Source organism: Bacillus sp. DX3.1 (assembly GCF_030292155.1).
Taxonomy (GTDB): Bacteria; Bacillota; Bacilli; order Bacillales; family Bacillaceae_G; genus Bacillus_A.
Window position 1 is genome coordinate 216,790 of sequence record NZ_CP128153.1, and the last position, 16,822, is coordinate 233,611.

A 16,822-nucleotide genomic window follows, 5' to 3' on the forward strand; every position below is an offset into this window, starting at 1 on the left:
ATGATGTTGAAGATTACTTTAAAGGGGTTGAATCGACATGTTAGTCGTAGATCATATTACAAAATCATTTGGGAAAAAGGAAGTTGTAAAAAATGTATCTTTTTCGATTGAGAAAGGGGAGACATTTGGTTTACTTGGTCCAAATGGTGCGGGGAAATCGACAACAATCTCGATGATTTGTGGCCTTATTCCTTATGATAGCGGTGATATACAGGTTGGAGGGAAGTCCGTAAAGGGTTATCCACTGGAAGCAAAGCGGAAAATTGGCGTTGTTCCACAAGATATAGCTTTGTATCCTACACTCTCGGCAAAAGAGAATTTAATCTTCTGGGGGAAGATGTATGGATTGAGCGGAGCAGCGGCCAAGAAGCGTGCAGATGAAGTGTTAGCATACGTTGGTTTGCAAGATCGTGCGAAAGATAAGATTGAAACATTTTCTGGTGGAATGAAACGCCGGATAAATATTGGTGCAGCGCTGATGCATGAACCAGAGTTATTAATTATGGATGAGCCGACGGTTGGTATTGATCCGCAATCACGGAATCACATTCTAGAAACAGTGAAGGGGTTAAATGAAAAGGGAATGACGGTGATTTATACGAGCCACTACATGGAAGAAGTGGAGTATTTATGTGAGCGCATTGCCATTGTCGATCATGGAAAGGTTATTGCACTAGGGACGAAAACTGAATTATGTAACCGTCTTGCCGATGGCTTTATGGTGAAGTTACAAGTGAATCGTTACAATCAAGCGTTGCTACAGAAGTTACAGGGAATTCCTACTGTAGAGCGCATTATCGTAGATGAAGACACGAATACACTCGATATTGGATTGAAGAATGGTGAGGCTGTCGGTACGGTTGTTTCGGAAGTTGTGGAAAATCATGTGCAAATTTTAAAGCTTGAAGTACAAGAGCCGAACTTAGAAGCGCTCTTTTTACAGTTAACAGGACGTTCACTTCGTGATTAAGGAGGCGGGTAAATCATGAAAAGTTTTATCATCGCATGGAAAGATTTAAAAATTCGTATTACGGACCGGCGTGGTTTTATGATGATGCTACTTATGCCACTTGTATTAACAGCTATTTTGGGGTCAGCCTTAAGCGGTGTATTAGACAGCGGTGGTTTACCGAAAACGGTAATTGGTTATTATCAAGAAGACACGGATGCATTTGCTGATGTATTTCGAAAGGATATATTAGAATCTAAAGAAATAAAAGATGATGTGAAAGTGGAAGTAGCAGCCTCTCGAAAAGAGTTAGAAGAGATGTTAAAGCAGAAGAAAATTGATGTTGGGATTATCATTCCAGGGAAGTGGAGTGAGCATATACAGGATGGGAGATTGAAAGAAACAAAATTGCTTACGGATCCAGCAAAAGAGATACAGACAAAAATTGCTGAATCATTTGTTCGTTCTTTTTCAGAACATGCCCAAACGGTCGCTTTCTCGACGAAGAGTATTGTGACTGATTTGGAAAAATCACAGCAAGAAAATATAGGGCAGGTTGCAAAAGAGGTGAGTGAGGAGTTACAAAGGATAGCAATTTCAAATGAAGATGGAATTGATAAGGGAACGATTGGCAAGAAAACAGTCGTTGCGATGCAATATTATGCAGCGGCGATGTTAGTTATGTTTTTATTATTTAACATAACCGATGGTGCAAAATCAATTGTGACGGAACAACGTACAGAAACATTAGCAAGATTATTAAGCACACCGACAAGTTCATTTTCAGTTTTATTAGGAAAGTTTTTTGGAACATTATTGTTTGCATGTCTTCAATTCGGTTTGTTTGTTGTTGCGACCCATTATGCGTTTGGGGTGAACTGGGGAGATGATATTATGCAGCTCTCTCTAGTTGGGATCTCTTATGCAATTTGTGTTTCCGGTCTATCAATGTTAATCGCAGCATTCATTCGTGAGGAAAAGACAGCAGATATGATGGGGGGAATTGGGATTCAACTGTTAGCGGTATTAGGAGGATCTATGCTACCAATCTACGCATTCTCAGATACACTGCAAAAAGTTGCAAATATTGCCCCAAATAAATGGGCACTTACAAGTTTTCTAGATATTATGTCAGGAACATCTTGGGATACGTTATTACCAATTATCTTAAGTTTATCTAGTGTGGGAATTATTTCTGTCATCATTGGAACATTCCGGCTACGTACGAGATAGGGGGAGAAGGAATGAGTAAAATGTGGGCTATTTGCTCTTTGGAGCTAAAACAAATATTAATAAAGCCACAAAGCTATTTGCTTATGTTCGGGATGCCAATTATTTTTACACTTATTTTTGGTGGACTTTTAGGTGGCGGTGGGAACGAGAAGGTAAATATTAGCGTAATCGATCAAGATCAATCGAAATTATCAAGTTCCTATTATAAAGAATTAGAGAAAAGCGACTTAATTCATATAGAAAAAGCAACGTATGAGGAAGCGAAGAAGAAGGTTAAAAATAAAAAGGTTTCTGGCATTGTGACGATTCCAAAAGATTTTCAAAAAAATATGGTAGATGGAAAAAAAGATAAGGTTACCTTTCAATCGAGCGCTGACTTTACGGGTGGTGCCTCTGTAGAACAAGTACTACAAAGTGTACTGAAAAAGATGGAAGTAGAAGTGAAAGGATCTCGTATATGGGAGCAAAAGAGTAGCAAGTCTTGGGAAACAATGTATGAAATGATTCATACAAAAGTAGAGCCTATTCCAATTCAAAAGGAGTCCATTGTAACGGGAGAGAAAAAAATTAATAACGTATCAGCTCGAGCGGCAGGGTTTTCGATTTTATTTGTGATGATTGTTACGCTTAGTGCAACAGGAACGATCTTAAAAGCAAGACAATTAGGTGTATGGCATCGTTTGCTAGGAACACCTGTTACAAAGGCACAAATACTTGGCGGATATATTCTTTCATTCTTTTTAATTGGCTGGATTCAATTTGGAATTCTTATGATATTAACGAATAAATTGTTTGAGGTACAATGGGGAGACACATTAGGGATTATTGTTCTTGTTTCAGTGTTGTTACTGGCTGTCATTGGTTTAGCTTTATTATTAGCAAGTATTGTAAAGACAACAGAGCAACAATCAGCTTTAGGTAATATCGTTATCGTTTCAACTTGTATGATTAGTGGGTTATATTGGCCAATTGAAATAGAACCTGAATGGATGCAAAAGGTAGCGGACTTTGTACCACAAACGTGGGCGATGCGTGGTTTTACAGAGTTGATTGCTCGAGGTGGAACACTGACAGATATAGCAGGGTATATTGGGGTCTTACTTCTATTTGCGGGTGCATTTTTTGTCATTGGTTTAACAAGAATACGCTATGATTGAAAAAGAAAGCAGAGTCTACAGCTTCGCACGCTGGACTCTGCTTTCTTTTTGTGTTTCATCTGATTCCATGGAAATAGTAATCGCAATCCCGAGCATGAAGAGAAATGCTAAAAAGAGGACGAACTTCGGGAAGAATGGAAACAGCAGCAATGCCCCAACTATCATAAATGTTAAAGCAATGTAGTGTAAGACATATAGAAATAGTTTGTCCATATTTTCGCCCCCTTTTTGGTAGTTTGTTATTATTCTATGTCTGTCCAAGACATAATAGAATGGTTTTTGAGAAGAATTTTCAAGCAGGTTCTATTGATAAAGTAAAACTTTGATCAGTGAGGATCCGCCCGTTATATTCTTAAATAATAGTAAAGAGGTTTCCGCTCATAATGCGAGAATACAAGGATTACAAGAAGATAACTACAATAGAATATTATTAAGGTTACCAAAACTAAAGATTCAACATTAATTGTATAAAAATTCTAAAAATATTTATATAGAAATAATTGACAAAATATAATGAACGATATAAGCTAATAACCATAAAGTCTACTGGAAAAGTCGGAATAAAACTGTTACCCCTCATAAATGTCTATTTTTTTATAGTTAAAACCGACTTTTCCTATAGGTTATAAAATGTATTGCTATGGGAGGCATACATAAGGCAAGCCGTTCATAAAGTGTAATTATTACAAAAAAGTTAGGGTGGGGACAATGAAGAAAAAGTCAAAAAAATGGGCTGGTGTATTTTCCGTTTTACTGAGTAGTTCGCTCGTGTTATCAGCGTGTGGAGGACAAGAAGAAAAGGCTTCGACAGAACCAGCAAAACAGCAAGATTTGAAAGATTTAAAGATAGAAAAAATTGCAGCTACCGACAAGAAGAAAAGTCCAGAGAAAGCGAATCAGCGAAAAGATACTTTCATTACTGCCATTTCTAAACCAGGGGGCGTTTTCTTACCATACTTTCAAGAAAACGGTTGGGATGGTAACGTAACATCTGTCATGTTTGCTTCTCTTGTATCAAGGGATACACAAGGTAAGCCGATACCAGAGCTTGCAGAGAAATGGAATGTATCTTCTGATCAGTTAACATACACATTCCATTTACGTAAAAACCTAAAGTTCAGTGACGGTTCACCGCTTACAGCAGACGATGTGGCATTCACGTTAACATTACTACATGATAAATCCTACGAAGGTAGTGAGGATATTTCCCAATATGCAATTAAAGGTGGGAAAGATTATAAAGAGGGAAAAACAACTTCTATTGAAGGAATTAAAGTAGTTGATCCGCAAACAATTACAATCACGACAGAAAAGGTAAACTCGCAAGCATTAACGAGTCTGGGAGGACCTGTTTTATCTAAAGCATATTATGGAAAAGATTATAAACAAAATACAAGTTTAGATTATTTAAAAGCATTATACGGTCAGCCAATTGCTGCGGGACCTTATAAATTTGACAAATATGTTCCTGGTCAAGAAGTTCGTTTCGTTGCTAACGAACACTATTATGCAGGGAAACCAAAAATTAAAAACTTTATTTACAAAATTACGTCAGGGGATACTGGTTTCCAATTATTCCAAACGGGAGAACTTGATTATAGTGGATTCAAAGCAGATCCAGATAATATTGAGCAATTGAAAGCACTAGGGTTTGCCAACATCAATATTGAATCATCAAGTGATTTTGCTTATATCTATATGAATAATAAAAAACCATATTTACAAGATAAAAAGGTACGCCAAGCGCTTATTTACGGATTAGATCGTCAAAAATATGTAGATACTGCTCTGCAAGGTTATGGAAGTGTTGCGAATGTACCAATTGCTCCAGTGTCTTGGGCATATACGGAAGAAGGTATTAATAAATACAAATATGATGTGGAAAAAGCAAAAAAATTACTAGATGAAGCGGGATGGAAAGTTGGCTCTGATGGTATCCGTGAAAAAGGCGGTCAAAAATTAAAATTAACGTATTATGCACCAAATACAGGGAAATTTAATGATATCTTTATACCAATTGCAAAGGAAAACTATAAAGCGATTGGGGTTGAATTTAACCCAGAGTTAATGGACTTCAATACAATGCTTTCAAAGGTTGGCAAAGGGGATTATGATTTAGCAGCTGTTTCAACACCAGGGATTAGTGATCCGAGTGAAACAGTGATTGATTACTTATCTACAAATCCTAATAACGATGCAGGTTATAAAAATCCAAAAGTAGATGAGCTAATTCAAAAAGGTTTAGAAACGGTCGATATTGAAAAGCGTAAATCAATTTATAAAGAGTTATATAAAGAGTTAAGTGATGATCCACCTGTTATTTTATTAAACTATCGTAAACTTCTTTATGGTTATAACGATCGCATAAAAGGTATTAATCCAGAAAAATACGACGGTATTAGCTCAAACTTACCAGTATTATCGATTGAACAATAAAGATAAGTGAGTATAATAGAAGACATTTTTTCATCCAGCAAATAACAAAGTGCTGCTCTGAAAAAATGTTCTTCTATTTTTAAGCACATAAGATTGGGGGGACAAAAGGTGAAAACATATATCATTCGTAGATTGTTACAAATGATTCCGACATTGTTTGGTGCATCAATCATTATCTTTCTCTTGTTTGCTCTCCTTCCTGGTGATTACGTGGATTCTAATCCGAAGTTAACACCAGAACGGGCACAAGAGTTAAGAGAAATATATGGATTAAATAAACCAGTTATTGAAAGATACTTTCATTGGCTTGGTAATGCACTAACAGGTGATTTTGGGTTCTCATTGCAATATCAAGAGCCTGTTACATCATTATTGAACAAATTTATTTGGAATACTTTTATTGTTGCTGTTGCCGCTTTATTTTTCACTTGGTTAATTGCACTTATTATCGGTGTTCTTTCGGCAACAAAACAACATTCATTGTTTGATAGACTTGTAACAATTGGTGTCTTTGCGGCAATGTCGTTTCCATCATTCTTTATCGGCCTATTCCTAATTAAAGTGTTAGCTGTTGATTTAAACCTATTACCAATCGGCGGTATGATTGATGTCGGTAGTAATTCGACTGGTTTCACGTACATATTGGAAGTACTGCGGCATATGATTTTACCGGTATTTATTTTAACACTTCTTGGTGTGGGGTCACTAACACGCTATTTCAGAACAAGTATGCTTGAAGTGGTACGACAAGATTATATTCGAACTGCACGTGCGAAGGGATTGAAAGAAAAAGTAGTCATTTATAAACATGCATTAAAAAATGCGATTTTACCAGCGATCACTTTAATTGCTTTTGAATTACCAGGATTGTTTTCTGGTGCAATCATCATTGAACAAATTTTTAACTGGCCAGGTATTGGCAGCATCCAATTGGAGGCATTGAATTTTCGTGATTATACAGTGTTAATGGCATTTACAATGTTTCTTTCCTGTTTAACAATCATCGCAAACTTTTTGGCAGATATATTATATGCGGTTGTTGATCCGCGCATTCGATTGAAGTAAGGAGGGAAGAACGAGATGGAAACTGTTACAACGATAACTCCAAAAAAGAAAAAGCAGAAAAAGGGAAATGCAGCATCACCATGGCGTCAAGCGTATAACAGAGTGAAGAAAAATAAATTGGCACTGTTTGGTCTTTATATTTTAATTTTTATGTTTTTATTTTGTTTTATTGGACCATTCTTTTCGCCGTATGCTTCAGGAACAGTACAAGTCACACAAATTAATAAGCCACCCAATTTTTCTCACTGGCTTGGTACAGATCAGCTTGGACGAGATATTTTAACGCGATTGATGCAAGCGGGACGGATTTCATTAACAATTGGTCTAGCCTCTATGGTGTTATCTGTTATACTCGGCGCACTATTAGGAGCTATTTCTGGTTTCTATCGTGGTGTTGTTGATCATATTATTATGCGTATTGCCGACGTTTTAATGTCTATTCCAGGATTACCGTTACTCATTATTATGGGTGCCATTTTATCAGAATGGAAACTCCCGTCTGAATATCGTCTTTATGTTGTTATGATTATTTTAAGTTTAGTTAGCTGGCCAGGGCTTGCGCGTCTTGTACGTGGACAAATTTTGACGCTTCGTGAACAGGCGTTTATGCAAGCAGCTGATGTATTGGGGCTAAAAGATTATCGGAAAATATTACATCATTTAATTCCAAATGTATTTCCACTATTAATAGTTGTAGCAACGTTAGGTGTGGCAGGATCCATTTTAAGTGAATCTGCATTAAGTTATTTAGGCCTCGGAGTTGTTCCGCCTACGCCATCATGGGGGAATATGATTAGTGCGGCAAACTCATTGATTGATTTCCAAAAACGTCCATGGTTATGGATACCGCCTGGTTTTGCGATTTTTATAACAGTTGTATCAATTAATTTACTTGGGGATGCACTTCGAGATGCATTGGATCCAAAATTGAAGCGGTAGGTGAGAAGTCATGAGTAAAACATTAGTAGAACTGAAGGATTTACAGACCCATTTTCACACGGAAGAAGGTACAGTAAAAGCGGTGAATCATGTTAGCTTTTCTGTACGAGAAGGTGAAACGGTTTGTGTAGTAGGTGAATCAGGTTGCGGGAAAAGTGTAACAGCTTTGTCTATTATGGGGCTCATTGCTGAATCTGGAGAGGTTGTTGGAGGCGAGATCTTATATGAAGGTAAAAGTCTCCTGCAAATGAAAGAAAAAGAGATTCGGAAGTTAAGAGGGAATGATATTGCGATGATTTTCCAAGAGCCAATGACATCTCTTAATCCTGTTTTTACTGTTGGTGAACAAATTGTCGAAACATTGATGGAGCATGAGCTTCTTAGTAAAAATGAAGCGTATAAAAAAGCAATCGAATTAATTCGTAAAGTCGGCATTGCCCGCGCTGATGAAATTGTTCATTCGTATCCGCATGAGTTAAGTGGTGGTATGTTACAACGGATCATGATTGCCATTGCACTGAGTTGTAATCCAAAGCTATTAATTGCTGATGAACCAACAACAGCTCTGGATGTTACGATTCAGGCACAAATTTTAGATTTACTAAGACAGGTGAAAGAGGAATTTAACACATCTATTCTATTAATTACGCATAATTTAGGCGTCGTGGCAGAAATGGCGGATTATGTTGTTGTGATGTACGGCGGTAAAGTAATTGAAGAAGCACCTGTATTAGAATTATTTAAAAACCCAAAGCATCCATATACAAAAGGTTTGTTAAAATCAAAACCAGTTATGGGACAGCGAATCGATCGGCTCTATTCCATTCCAGGTCAAGTTCCAAACTTAGTTGGCTTAGATGAGTTTTGCTACTTTAGTGACCGCTGTGAACATTGTATGGATATATGCCGAAAAGAAACACCGCAGCTTCAAGTGCATGAAGATGCTCATAAAGTAGCTTGCTGGTTATATGAGGAGCGTGCTGGGCAATGAGTGAACCGTTATTAGAAGTGAAAAATTTAAAAACTCATTTTCCCATTAAAGGCGGTGTGTTTGGGAGAACGATTGGTCATGTGAAAGCGGTAGATGGGGTAAGCTTTACGATTGATAAAGGTGAAGTATTTGGTCTTGTTGGTGAATCTGGGAGTGGAAAAACGACAATTGGTAAAACAATTCTTCGCCTCGTTCAAAAAACAGAAGGTGAAGTGAAATTTAAAGGCCGAGATGTTCATTCATTATCGAAAGAAGAATTGCGGAAGCATCGTCCCAATATGCAGCTTGTGTTCCAAGATCCATTTAGTTCATTGAATCCGCGCATGCGAATTGGGGAAGCACTCGGAGAACCAATGTTGGCACATGGCTTAGCGACAAAAGAAAATGTCCGTGAAAAAGTATTAGAAGTACTGGAGCTGTGTGGGTTAGCGTCATATCATATCGATCGCTACCCGCATGAATTTTCCGGGGGACAACGCCAGCGTATTGTGATTGCAAGAGCGATGGTACTGAATCCAGAATTCGTTGTCGCGGATGAACCAGTTGCGGCATTAGATGTATCGATTCAAGCGCAAATTATTAACTTGTTTAGTGAGTTGCAGCAGAAAAAGGGATTATCGTATTTATTTATTTCACATGATTTAAGTGTTGTGGAGCATTTATGTACAAAAATCGGGATTATGTATTTAGGGATGATTGTGGAAACGGCCTCTCGTGATGAATTGTTTGCAAATCCACTTCATCCGTATACGAAGGCACTTTTATCAGCTGTACCAATTCCAGATCCAACTGTGAAGCGTGAACGAATTATTTTACAAGGGGATATCCCAAGTCCGGCGAATCCTCCGTCCGGTTGCCGTTTTCATACACGTTGCCCATTTGCAACGGATATTTGTAAGCAAACCGTACCGGAATTCCGGGATATTGGGGAAGATCACTTTGTTGCTTGTCATCATGTATAAAGAAAAGGACTCTTTCAAATTTGAAAGAGTCCTTTTTCTATGGTTCTTTTACCAAGCATGAACTGTCCGTAAAAGCCCAATTGGTTCAACTATATATATCCATTTTGATTTTTCGACATATATATGGATAACAAAAGGTGACGTGTACTCGTTTTCTCTCCCACCTAAAAAGAAGGGTTTTATGTCGGTTTTTTAATTTGTATTTATATAATTTATTTATTCGATGATGTTTGTTTTAACACATACTGTTTAATGGCATGAGCAACGCCATGTTCATCATTTGTTAATGTGACAACATCACATAATTTCTTTACATCTTCCTCAGCATTACCCATAGCGACAGATAATCCAGCTACTTCTAGCATCGGTACATCATTAAAGTTGTCTCCGATAGCAATTGTATCTTGCATTGGAATATCGAAATAAGAAGCCATTTCTTGTAATCCATTGCCTTTATGCCCATGTTGATCCATAATTTCTAAATTCGTTGGGGCAGATGCTGTGACCATAATTGCTTGATCTTTTTGTAAAGATTGCAGTACTTGTGAGCGATGCTCAGCATCGAATGTCAAAATAAAGAATTTCGAGATTTCTAAAGTTGGATCATTGACAACATCTTCAATATTTTTAAATGAAGTAATTAAATTTGATTTTTGTTGTTTTTCTGTAATTCTTTCTATTTCTTCAATTGTAACATCAAGAGAATGCTTATTAAGTTCAAAGGCATGTAGCACTTGTTCTTTCCAATTGTGCGGAGCATATACACCTTTGTTTGTATAAAGCTTATATGGGAATCCTTCAGATTCTAGTAACTTAGCAAGCCCGTATACTTTATCTTTTTGTAAACAACGTGCATTAATTACGTTTCCGTCTACATATACAATTGCCCCATTGCTTGCTCCGACTGGAAGTGATAATTGATATTCTTCCAATAGTTTTAAAGCATCTTCTTTTGCACGACCAGAACAAATCATCACAATATGACCTTCTTCTTTGGCATTGCGAATGGCTTGTAAATTTTCTTTGGAGATTTCAAGCTTAGATGATAGTAGTGTACCATCCATATCTAGTGCGATTAATTTCAAACTGATCACCTCTTTGTTTTTATTATACATAGTTAACTGGAGGAAACATACAAACTTATCTTAGGAGGGGATGATAATTTTTCCATTACGACTAGCATTTCTATTATTTCAAAGTTAGTTTATTAATAGTTTTGTACAGTCAGGGATTAAATAGAGTGAAACTGTTGTATATAAATCCATTTTGATTTTTCGACATATAAGCCGCGGCTATGGATGACAAAAGGTGACCTGCACTCGTTTTCTCTCTTTGTTTTCACTATGTCTGGGCAGGAAAAGGATCTGACCGCTTCTATGCATAGCCGGATGCTCTCTCCTGCCTAAAAAGAAAGGTTTTATGTCGGTTTTTTAATTTGTATTTATATAGTAGAGAGTTATTACCTGTTAGGGAGGGGATAAAATCATATATTATATTGAAATAAAAGTAGTAGGAGAGACTGTAATGACTCTTCCTACTACTTTTTATTTCCTTTTGTAACCTTAATGTTACATTAATATTACAAAGACAGATTTATTGGAAATGCTATTATATAAGGGTTTTTAGACTTATAAGAATAATATCGTAAAAAAAATGTAATAAATTTATCTATTTTTATTGCAGGATAAAAAAACTTATGTTACATTAATGTTACAAACGTTACACAAGTTAATTAAATGTAACGTTGAGATGAAATCTATGAATAAAACATTTCTTAAAAATTACACATAAATTGAAATTACATATAAATATCTATCAATAAGGAGAGAGCAAATATGAAAAACGAACAAGTATTAAAACTAACAAAAATGGACTTATTAGGATCAGCAGGAGTAGCAACAGCAGTGACAGCATTAATCGTATTTCTTTCAAGCGCTTTAGTATAATAAACCACGATTTTGTGCATGAAGTAGAACGGAACGAATGTTACAAAATAAAAAATAGATACAAATTGAAGGGAGAATGGGGAATATGAAAAACGAACAAGTATTACAAGTAACAAAGATGGACCTTTTAGGATCTGCAAGCGGAGCAGCGGTATTAACAGCACTAATTGTATTTCTTTCAAACGTTTTAGTATAATAAACCACAATTTTGTGCATGAAGTGGAACGGAACGAATGTCACAAAATAAAAAATAGATACAAATTGAAAGGAGAATGGGGAATATGGAAAACGAACAAGTGTTACAACTAACAAAGATGGACCTTTTAGGATCTGCAAGCGGAGCAGCAGTATTAACGGCATTAATCGTATTTCTTTCAAACGTTTTAGTATAATAAACCACAATTTTGTGCATGAAGTAGAACGGAACGAATGTCACAAAATAAAAAATAGATACAAATTGAAAGGAGAATGGGGAATATGGAAAACGAACAAGTGTTACAAGTAACGAAAATGGATTTTTTGGGATCTGCAAGCGGAGCAGCGGTATTAACAGCACTAATTGTATTTCTTGCAAATGTATTAGTTTAATGAAGATAGATGAAAAGAGTGTCTCATATATTATCAAGACTCAAATTTTAAAAATGCTTAAAGAATAAAGACCCTAACATATAGGATTAATATGTTAGGGTCTTTTTGTGCAATAATATATAGAAATAAAATATACTTTAGGTTGATGGATGTGGGGTGCTACCTCAATATCCATCACTAATCAAAGTTTCACTTTATCTGCTTTATTCTAAAGAATTTCTCTTCTTAATCCAATGATCTGACGTAGGAAAGGTCACGTTTCCAAGAACGACAGCATTTTTAGCACCTGTAGCATTTGGGACGTTACTTGCATTACCATGGTAGGTTTCATTTGCAAGAAGAGCGAACGCTACAGCTTCTTTGGCTTCCGAAGAATATCCTAACTCCTCTTGAGTGTAAACTTGAATCGATTCCCCGAGTAGTGACTGAATCATTTTTAGTAAAGTTTTATTGTAGCTGCCACCGCCTCCAATAATTACTTCATCGATTTTAACTTGTGGGAAGATGAATTTGCGATAGTTCTCTACAATAGATTTTGCTGTAAACATCGTTACAGTCGCTACTATATCATGGCTTGAAATCGAATTAAATTTCTTTAATAGTATTTCAACATATTGTTTACCAAACAATTCTCTACCCGTTGACTTTGGGGGAGGGCTCATAATATAAGGATGATTTATACAGTATGATAAGAGCTGTTCATTTATTTTTCCTTGTTTAGCTAAATTACCACCTTCATCGTATCCAATGTTAAACAATTGGCGACATACCTCATCAATAATCATATTTCCAGGTCCTGTATCAAAGGCATACATGTCATTTAGTGAAGCTTGCTTGGGTAAAACTGTTACATTCCCAATGCCTCCTATGTTTTGTAGCAATCTTCCCTGTGTTTCACTTCGATAAAGAACATATTCAGTATAAGGTACCAGAGGAGCTCCCTGTCCACCTGCCGCCATGTCCATAGTACGAAAATTAGATATTACGGTTGTGTTTGTTTCGTAAGCAATTACCGAAGGTTCTCCAATCTGTAGCGTTGAGGGTACCCAGTTTTGTTCTTGCAAAGGCTGATGGTAAATAGTTTGTCCGTGGGATCCTATAAGATCCAACTGTTCTAAAGGAAGTCCGGCTTTCTCGCAAACTTCCTTTGTTGCATCTGCAAATAATTTTCCTAGCTTAAAATTTAAACTACAAATTAACTGTACGTTTGATGTATCTACAGACAAAGACTGTATAATTTCTTTTTCAACATCCTTTGGAAAAGGATATGTTACAAACTCAATCATTTCTATTTCAGTCTGTAGGCCACTATTATTCATACGAACAAGTGCGGCATCAATACCATCCAATGATGTTCCAGACATTAACCCAACAATGTACATTGTCATTACACCTACTTTACAAAAATTAATCTCGCTGATTAGAATAAAACTTTTTGAAATAATTTGAAGATAGAAAGTCACGAACGAGAAAAGAACCATCATGTTAAAGGTTTACAATTTTTAACGTGACGGCTCTTCATTAGTTTACTTCTTTGTAAACATTGATTCACAATCAAATTATCATAAACGCTTTTCTTTAATTACTTACACTATATATTTTATTGATGAACGGTAAAACGTATAAGATTATTTCACTTGCACTTTAATCTGACTTGTTTGTTTACTTTCATTATGTGTACGGTCTAAGGCAGTCACCATATATGTGTAAGTCTTCCCTTTCTGTACAGTGCTATCAATATACAATTGACTATGAGTGTCTTTACGAACCGTAGTTAGTAAGTTAGTTGAATCTTCAATATTTCCGTTGTTCTTTCCTTCAAAACGATAAATTGCATAATAAGATGCATCTCCGTGTTTATGATCTTGGATTTCAAATTGTACTCCTTCCTTTGTTTGTGTTGTTTTCTTAAGCTTTGGTGCCTTTGGAGCATCATTATCAATCCAAGGCATAGGTGGAACCAATGCGGGATGCTTGTAAATATCGTTGCTTAAACGATCTGCAATTCCAAGGGGATTTGCCCTTAAATCTTTTGCGCTAAAATGTATGCTGCCATCAAATTCTTTATAGGTGCGATTTAACTTTAATTGGTTTGGCATTTCTTCTGGATTAAACCAGTTTTGTACACCATTGGAAGCTGTATTAATTTTATAGTCTGCTTGTCCAATATAAAGCTGAACATTTTTACCTTTGACTTCCTTTGTCCACCAATCGAGAAGTTTTGCATAATCTGCTACAGGGAGACCAATATTCCAGTATAGTTGAGGTGCTATATAATCAATGTATCCATTATTAATCCATGTTCTCGTATCAGCATACAAATCATCATAGTTCGTTTGTCCAGCAGCAGTATCAGAACCCGTTGGATCTGCTGCTTTATTGCGCCATACACCAAACGGACTGATACCGAATTTTACATAAGACTTTTCCGTTTTAATGGCTTGATTAATATGCTTAACAAGATTATTTACATTGTCACGGCGCCAGTCTTCTATATTTGTAAATTTACCCTCTCCGTATTTTTTATATGTAGCTTCATCCGGGAAAGGTACTCCAGCAATCTTGTAAGGGTAGAAATAATCATCCATATGCACTGCATCGATATCATAATTCTTAACAACTTCCATAATACCGTCAATCACAAATTGCTGTACTTCTGGAATGCCTGGATTAAAGTACAATTGTTCTCCATAAGGTATTACCCAATCTGGATGTTTTCTGGCAGGATGAGACTCTGGTAGTTCATTAAGATCCGAAAGTTCAGCTGGTTTTCCTAAAGGCATTGTAATACGATACGGATTAAACCACGCATGAAATTCCATATTGCGTTTGTGTGCTTCTTCAACCATGAATGCAAGTGGATTGTAGCCTGGATCTTTTCCTTGAACTCCAGTTAAATACTGTGACCAAAGACCATACTCAGAAGGATAAAAGGCATCGGCAGTTGGTTTAATTTGCATAACGACAGCATTCATACCCATTGTTTTTTGTTTATCTAAATATTTTGTGAATTCTGTTTTTTGTTCAGAGACTGGTAAACCTGGTTTTGATGGCCAGTCCATGTTTAACACACTTGCAATCCAAGTTGCGCGTAGCTCGTGTTTTAAAAGGGTCGTTTCTTTGGGAATAGCCGCAGACGAAGTTTCCGCACTGGCAACTAGATTAGTTGGAAGTAGTAGTGACCCCCCTACAAAAATTGCCATTGCCAATGTACCTATTTTTCTTTTAGAAACTCTTTCTTTGCTCAATAGTATGCATCCCTTTCTTATCTTTTTAGTTTACAAGAATAATTGTAAGCGCTGACAATTGCATATTATACTCGCTAGTGTTCTAGTTGTATAGATATCTTTTTAAAATAATCACTTTAGAAAGCTAAAAACGAGAAAGATTTTAATGAAAAATCGTCATACAAATATACAAATTTTTAGAGTGAAAGCTTTAGGGGGCAACACTACTAAGCTTTATTAAGCAGAAAAAAGTACTTTAATTAATTTTATTTTTAGGAAATCATAACTTTTTTATTTCTTAAAATTCGGATTCTGAAATTTCTTTTTAAAATTATAATTTTATAATTGAAATTTATTTTTACTGGTGTTATAGTTTTTATTAAGAAAACGATTTCAAAACTGTTAGATTGCTGAATGATACAAGGATGATTTGTATGCTAGAGCATTTAAAAAAGGAATGTCGTAATGAAAAGGCTATGCGTTTAGATGAAATGAAACCGCTTAATTTTTTGGGGGTGATGAACGAAGAAGATATAAAAGTTGCTTACTGTGTTCAAAAAGAACTTTCATAAATTGCAAAAGCTGTAGAGGTGATTGTTGCATGCTGTAGAATGCCCGCCAACGTTTAACACTGATCCTAGTAAAGTAGTAGGTCTAATCGTAGGTGGAGAAAGCGTATTCATTAAGGCGGTTGAACGTACAAAACGTATTATTATGGATGCTACTGAATGCAGTTATGAAGAAGCAGTACATCGCTTAAAAGCAATAGAAGGATTTATAAGAAAAGCGATTTAAAATTTATTAAATAAAAAAAGAAATAGTAGGAGGAACAAAGATGAAAGTATTATTCGTATGTTCAGGTGGAATGTCAAGTGCAATTGTTGTAAACGCTTTAAAAAAAGAGGGAGAAAAACAAGGGTTAGATTTAGAAGTATTAGCAGTTGGTACTCAAGAATTTGATTCAGAGGTTCGTAACGGTTGGGATGTTGCTATGGTAGCTCCACAAGTAAAACATCGTTTTGATAGTTTTAAAGATTCTGCAGATGGAGCTGGAGTACCATGTCAAGTAATCCCAGCCCAAGCATACAGTCCTCTTGGTGGACCTACTCTATTAAAACTAGTAAGCGAACTTGTAAAGCAATAATCTATATAAATACAAATTAAAAACCCGACATAAAACCCTCCTTTTTAGGTGGGAGAGAGCATCCGTTTATGCATAGAAGCGGCCTGCCCCATACATAGTGAAAACAAAGAGAGAAAACGAGTGCAGGCCACCTTTTGTTATCCATGGCCGCGGCTTATATGTCGAAAAATCAAAATGGATTTATA

General features: G+C 36.1%; 19 protein-coding genes. 15 read left to right on the forward strand and 4 right to left on the reverse strand.

Features of this window, described 5'->3' with window-relative positions; all coding sequences use genetic code 11:
- The first annotated feature begins 37 nt into the window (after positions 1-37).
- The 3 genes from QRE67_RS01225 to QRE67_RS01235 are packed head-to-tail and all read left to right on the forward strand — an operon-like array spanning position 38 to position 3,339.
- Positions 38-970, forward strand: a complete 933-nt coding sequence (locus QRE67_RS01225; RefSeq protein ID WP_286123188.1) for an ABC transporter ATP-binding protein — start codon at positions 38-40, stop codon at positions 968-970.
- A 15-nt stretch (positions 971-985) separates the two neighbouring features.
- Positions 986-2,182 (forward strand): ABC transporter permease, encoded by a 1,197-nt coding sequence (locus QRE67_RS01230; RefSeq protein ID WP_286123189.1) that lies wholly within the window; start codon positions 986-988, stop codon positions 2,180-2,182.
- Positions 2,183-2,193: 11 nt separating this feature from the next.
- Positions 2,194-3,339: an ABC transporter permease gene (locus tag QRE67_RS01235; RefSeq protein ID WP_286123190.1), complete on the forward strand. Its 1,146-nt coding sequence runs from the start codon at positions 2,194-2,196 to the stop codon at positions 3,337-3,339.
- 15 nt (positions 3,340-3,354) lie between these two features.
- On the opposite strand, the gene QRE67_RS01240 is transcribed toward QRE67_RS01235, so the two are convergent.
- Positions 3,355-3,552, reverse strand: a complete 198-nt coding sequence (locus QRE67_RS01240) for a hypothetical protein (RefSeq protein WP_286123191.1) — start codon at positions 3,550-3,552, stop codon at positions 3,355-3,357.
- 495 nt (positions 3,553-4,047) lie between these two features.
- Here QRE67_RS01240 and QRE67_RS01245 point away from each other — a divergent pair, with 495 nt between their 5' ends.
- The 5 genes from QRE67_RS01245 (at position 4,048) to QRE67_RS01265 (ending at position 9,732) form a co-directional block, all read left to right on the forward strand.
- The gene (locus QRE67_RS01245; RefSeq protein WP_286123192.1) at positions 4,048-5,775 is read left to right on the forward strand and encodes an ABC transporter substrate-binding protein; all 1,728 of its coding nucleotides are present in this window, start codon (positions 4,048-4,050) and stop codon (positions 5,773-5,775) included.
- A 108-nt stretch (positions 5,776-5,883) separates the two neighbouring features.
- Positions 5,884-6,840: an ABC transporter permease gene (locus QRE67_RS01250; protein ID WP_286123193.1), complete on the forward strand. Its 957-nt coding sequence runs from the start codon at positions 5,884-5,886 to the stop codon at positions 6,838-6,840.
- A 15-nt stretch (positions 6,841-6,855) separates the two neighbouring features.
- Positions 6,856-7,779, forward strand: coding sequence for an oligopeptide ABC transporter permease (gene opp4C, locus QRE67_RS01255; protein WP_286123194.1), 924 nt, complete (start codon positions 6,856-6,858; stop codon positions 7,777-7,779).
- 10 nt (positions 7,780-7,789) lie between these two features.
- On the forward strand, positions 7,790-8,770 hold the full coding sequence (locus QRE67_RS01260; protein ID WP_286123195.1) for an ABC transporter ATP-binding protein: 981 nt from the start codon (positions 7,790-7,792) through the stop codon (positions 8,768-8,770).
- Positions 8,767-9,732 carry an ABC transporter ATP-binding protein gene (locus QRE67_RS01265; RefSeq protein WP_286123196.1) on the forward strand — a complete coding sequence of 322 codons (966 nt, stop codon included), beginning with the start codon at positions 8,767-8,769 and terminating at the stop codon, positions 9,730-9,732. The genes QRE67_RS01260 and QRE67_RS01265 overlap by 4 nt, the downstream gene beginning before the upstream one ends.
- A gap of 212 nt (positions 9,733-9,944) precedes the next feature.
- Here the strand turns inward: QRE67_RS01265 and QRE67_RS01270 are convergent, their stop codons facing one another.
- Positions 9,945-10,817 carry a Cof-type HAD-IIB family hydrolase gene (locus QRE67_RS01270; protein WP_353507052.1) on the reverse strand — a complete coding sequence of 291 codons (873 nt, stop codon included), beginning with the start codon at positions 10,815-10,817 and terminating at the stop codon, positions 9,945-9,947.
- A gap of 750 nt (positions 10,818-11,567) precedes the next feature.
- Between QRE67_RS01270 and QRE67_RS01275 the strand changes: the two genes are divergently transcribed.
- The 4 genes from QRE67_RS01275 to QRE67_RS01290 all read left to right on the forward strand — a co-directional run bounded on the left by QRE67_RS01275 (position 11,568) and on the right by QRE67_RS01290 (position 12,266).
- A complete protein-coding gene (locus QRE67_RS01275; protein ID WP_286123198.1) occupies positions 11,568-11,678 on the forward strand; it encodes a DUF3948 family protein in 111 nt (36 codons plus the stop codon).
- Positions 11,679-11,763: 85 nt separating this feature from the next.
- On the forward strand, positions 11,764-11,874 hold the full coding sequence (locus QRE67_RS01280) for a DUF3948 family protein (RefSeq protein ID WP_286123199.1): 111 nt from the start codon (positions 11,764-11,766) through the stop codon (positions 11,872-11,874).
- 85 nt (positions 11,875-11,959) lie between these two features.
- Positions 11,960-12,070, forward strand: a complete 111-nt coding sequence (locus tag QRE67_RS01285) for a DUF3948 family protein (protein WP_286123200.1) — start codon at positions 11,960-11,962, stop codon at positions 12,068-12,070.
- An 85-nt stretch (positions 12,071-12,155) separates the two neighbouring features.
- Positions 12,156-12,266 carry a DUF3948 family protein gene (locus tag QRE67_RS01290; protein WP_286123201.1) on the forward strand — a complete coding sequence of 37 codons (111 nt, stop codon included), beginning with the start codon at positions 12,156-12,158 and terminating at the stop codon, positions 12,264-12,266.
- Positions 12,267-12,469: 203 nt separating this feature from the next.
- Here the strand turns inward: QRE67_RS01290 and anmK are convergent, their stop codons facing one another.
- Entirely contained in the window at positions 12,470-13,648 is a 1,179-nt protein-coding gene (gene anmK / locus QRE67_RS01295; RefSeq protein WP_286123202.1) for an anhydro-N-acetylmuramic acid kinase AnmK, read from the reverse strand.
- A gap of 246 nt (positions 13,649-13,894) precedes the next feature.
- Positions 13,895-15,469, reverse strand: coding sequence for a glycoside hydrolase family 10-like protein (locus tag QRE67_RS01300; RefSeq protein ID WP_286125166.1), 1,575 nt, complete (start codon positions 15,467-15,469; stop codon positions 13,895-13,897).
- Positions 15,470-15,927: 458 nt separating this feature from the next.
- On the opposite strand from QRE67_RS01300, the gene QRE67_RS28800 reads away from it, so the two are divergent.
- Genes QRE67_RS28800 through QRE67_RS01310 form a run of 3 tightly spaced genes read left to right on the forward strand, consistent with a single transcriptional unit; the run spans position 15,928 to position 16,637 of the window.
- A complete protein-coding gene (locus QRE67_RS28800) occupies positions 15,928-16,065 on the forward strand; it encodes a hypothetical protein (protein ID WP_483298657.1) in 138 nt (45 codons plus the stop codon).
- A gap of 25 nt (positions 16,066-16,090) precedes the next feature.
- Positions 16,091-16,288, forward strand: coding sequence for a hypothetical protein (locus tag QRE67_RS28805; protein WP_483298658.1), 198 nt, complete (start codon positions 16,091-16,093; stop codon positions 16,286-16,288).
- 40 nt (positions 16,289-16,328) lie between these two features.
- Positions 16,329-16,637 carry a PTS sugar transporter subunit IIB gene (locus QRE67_RS01310; protein WP_286123203.1) on the forward strand — a complete coding sequence of 103 codons (309 nt, stop codon included), beginning with the start codon at positions 16,329-16,331 and terminating at the stop codon, positions 16,635-16,637.
- Positions 16,638-16,822: the final 185 nt, after the last annotated feature.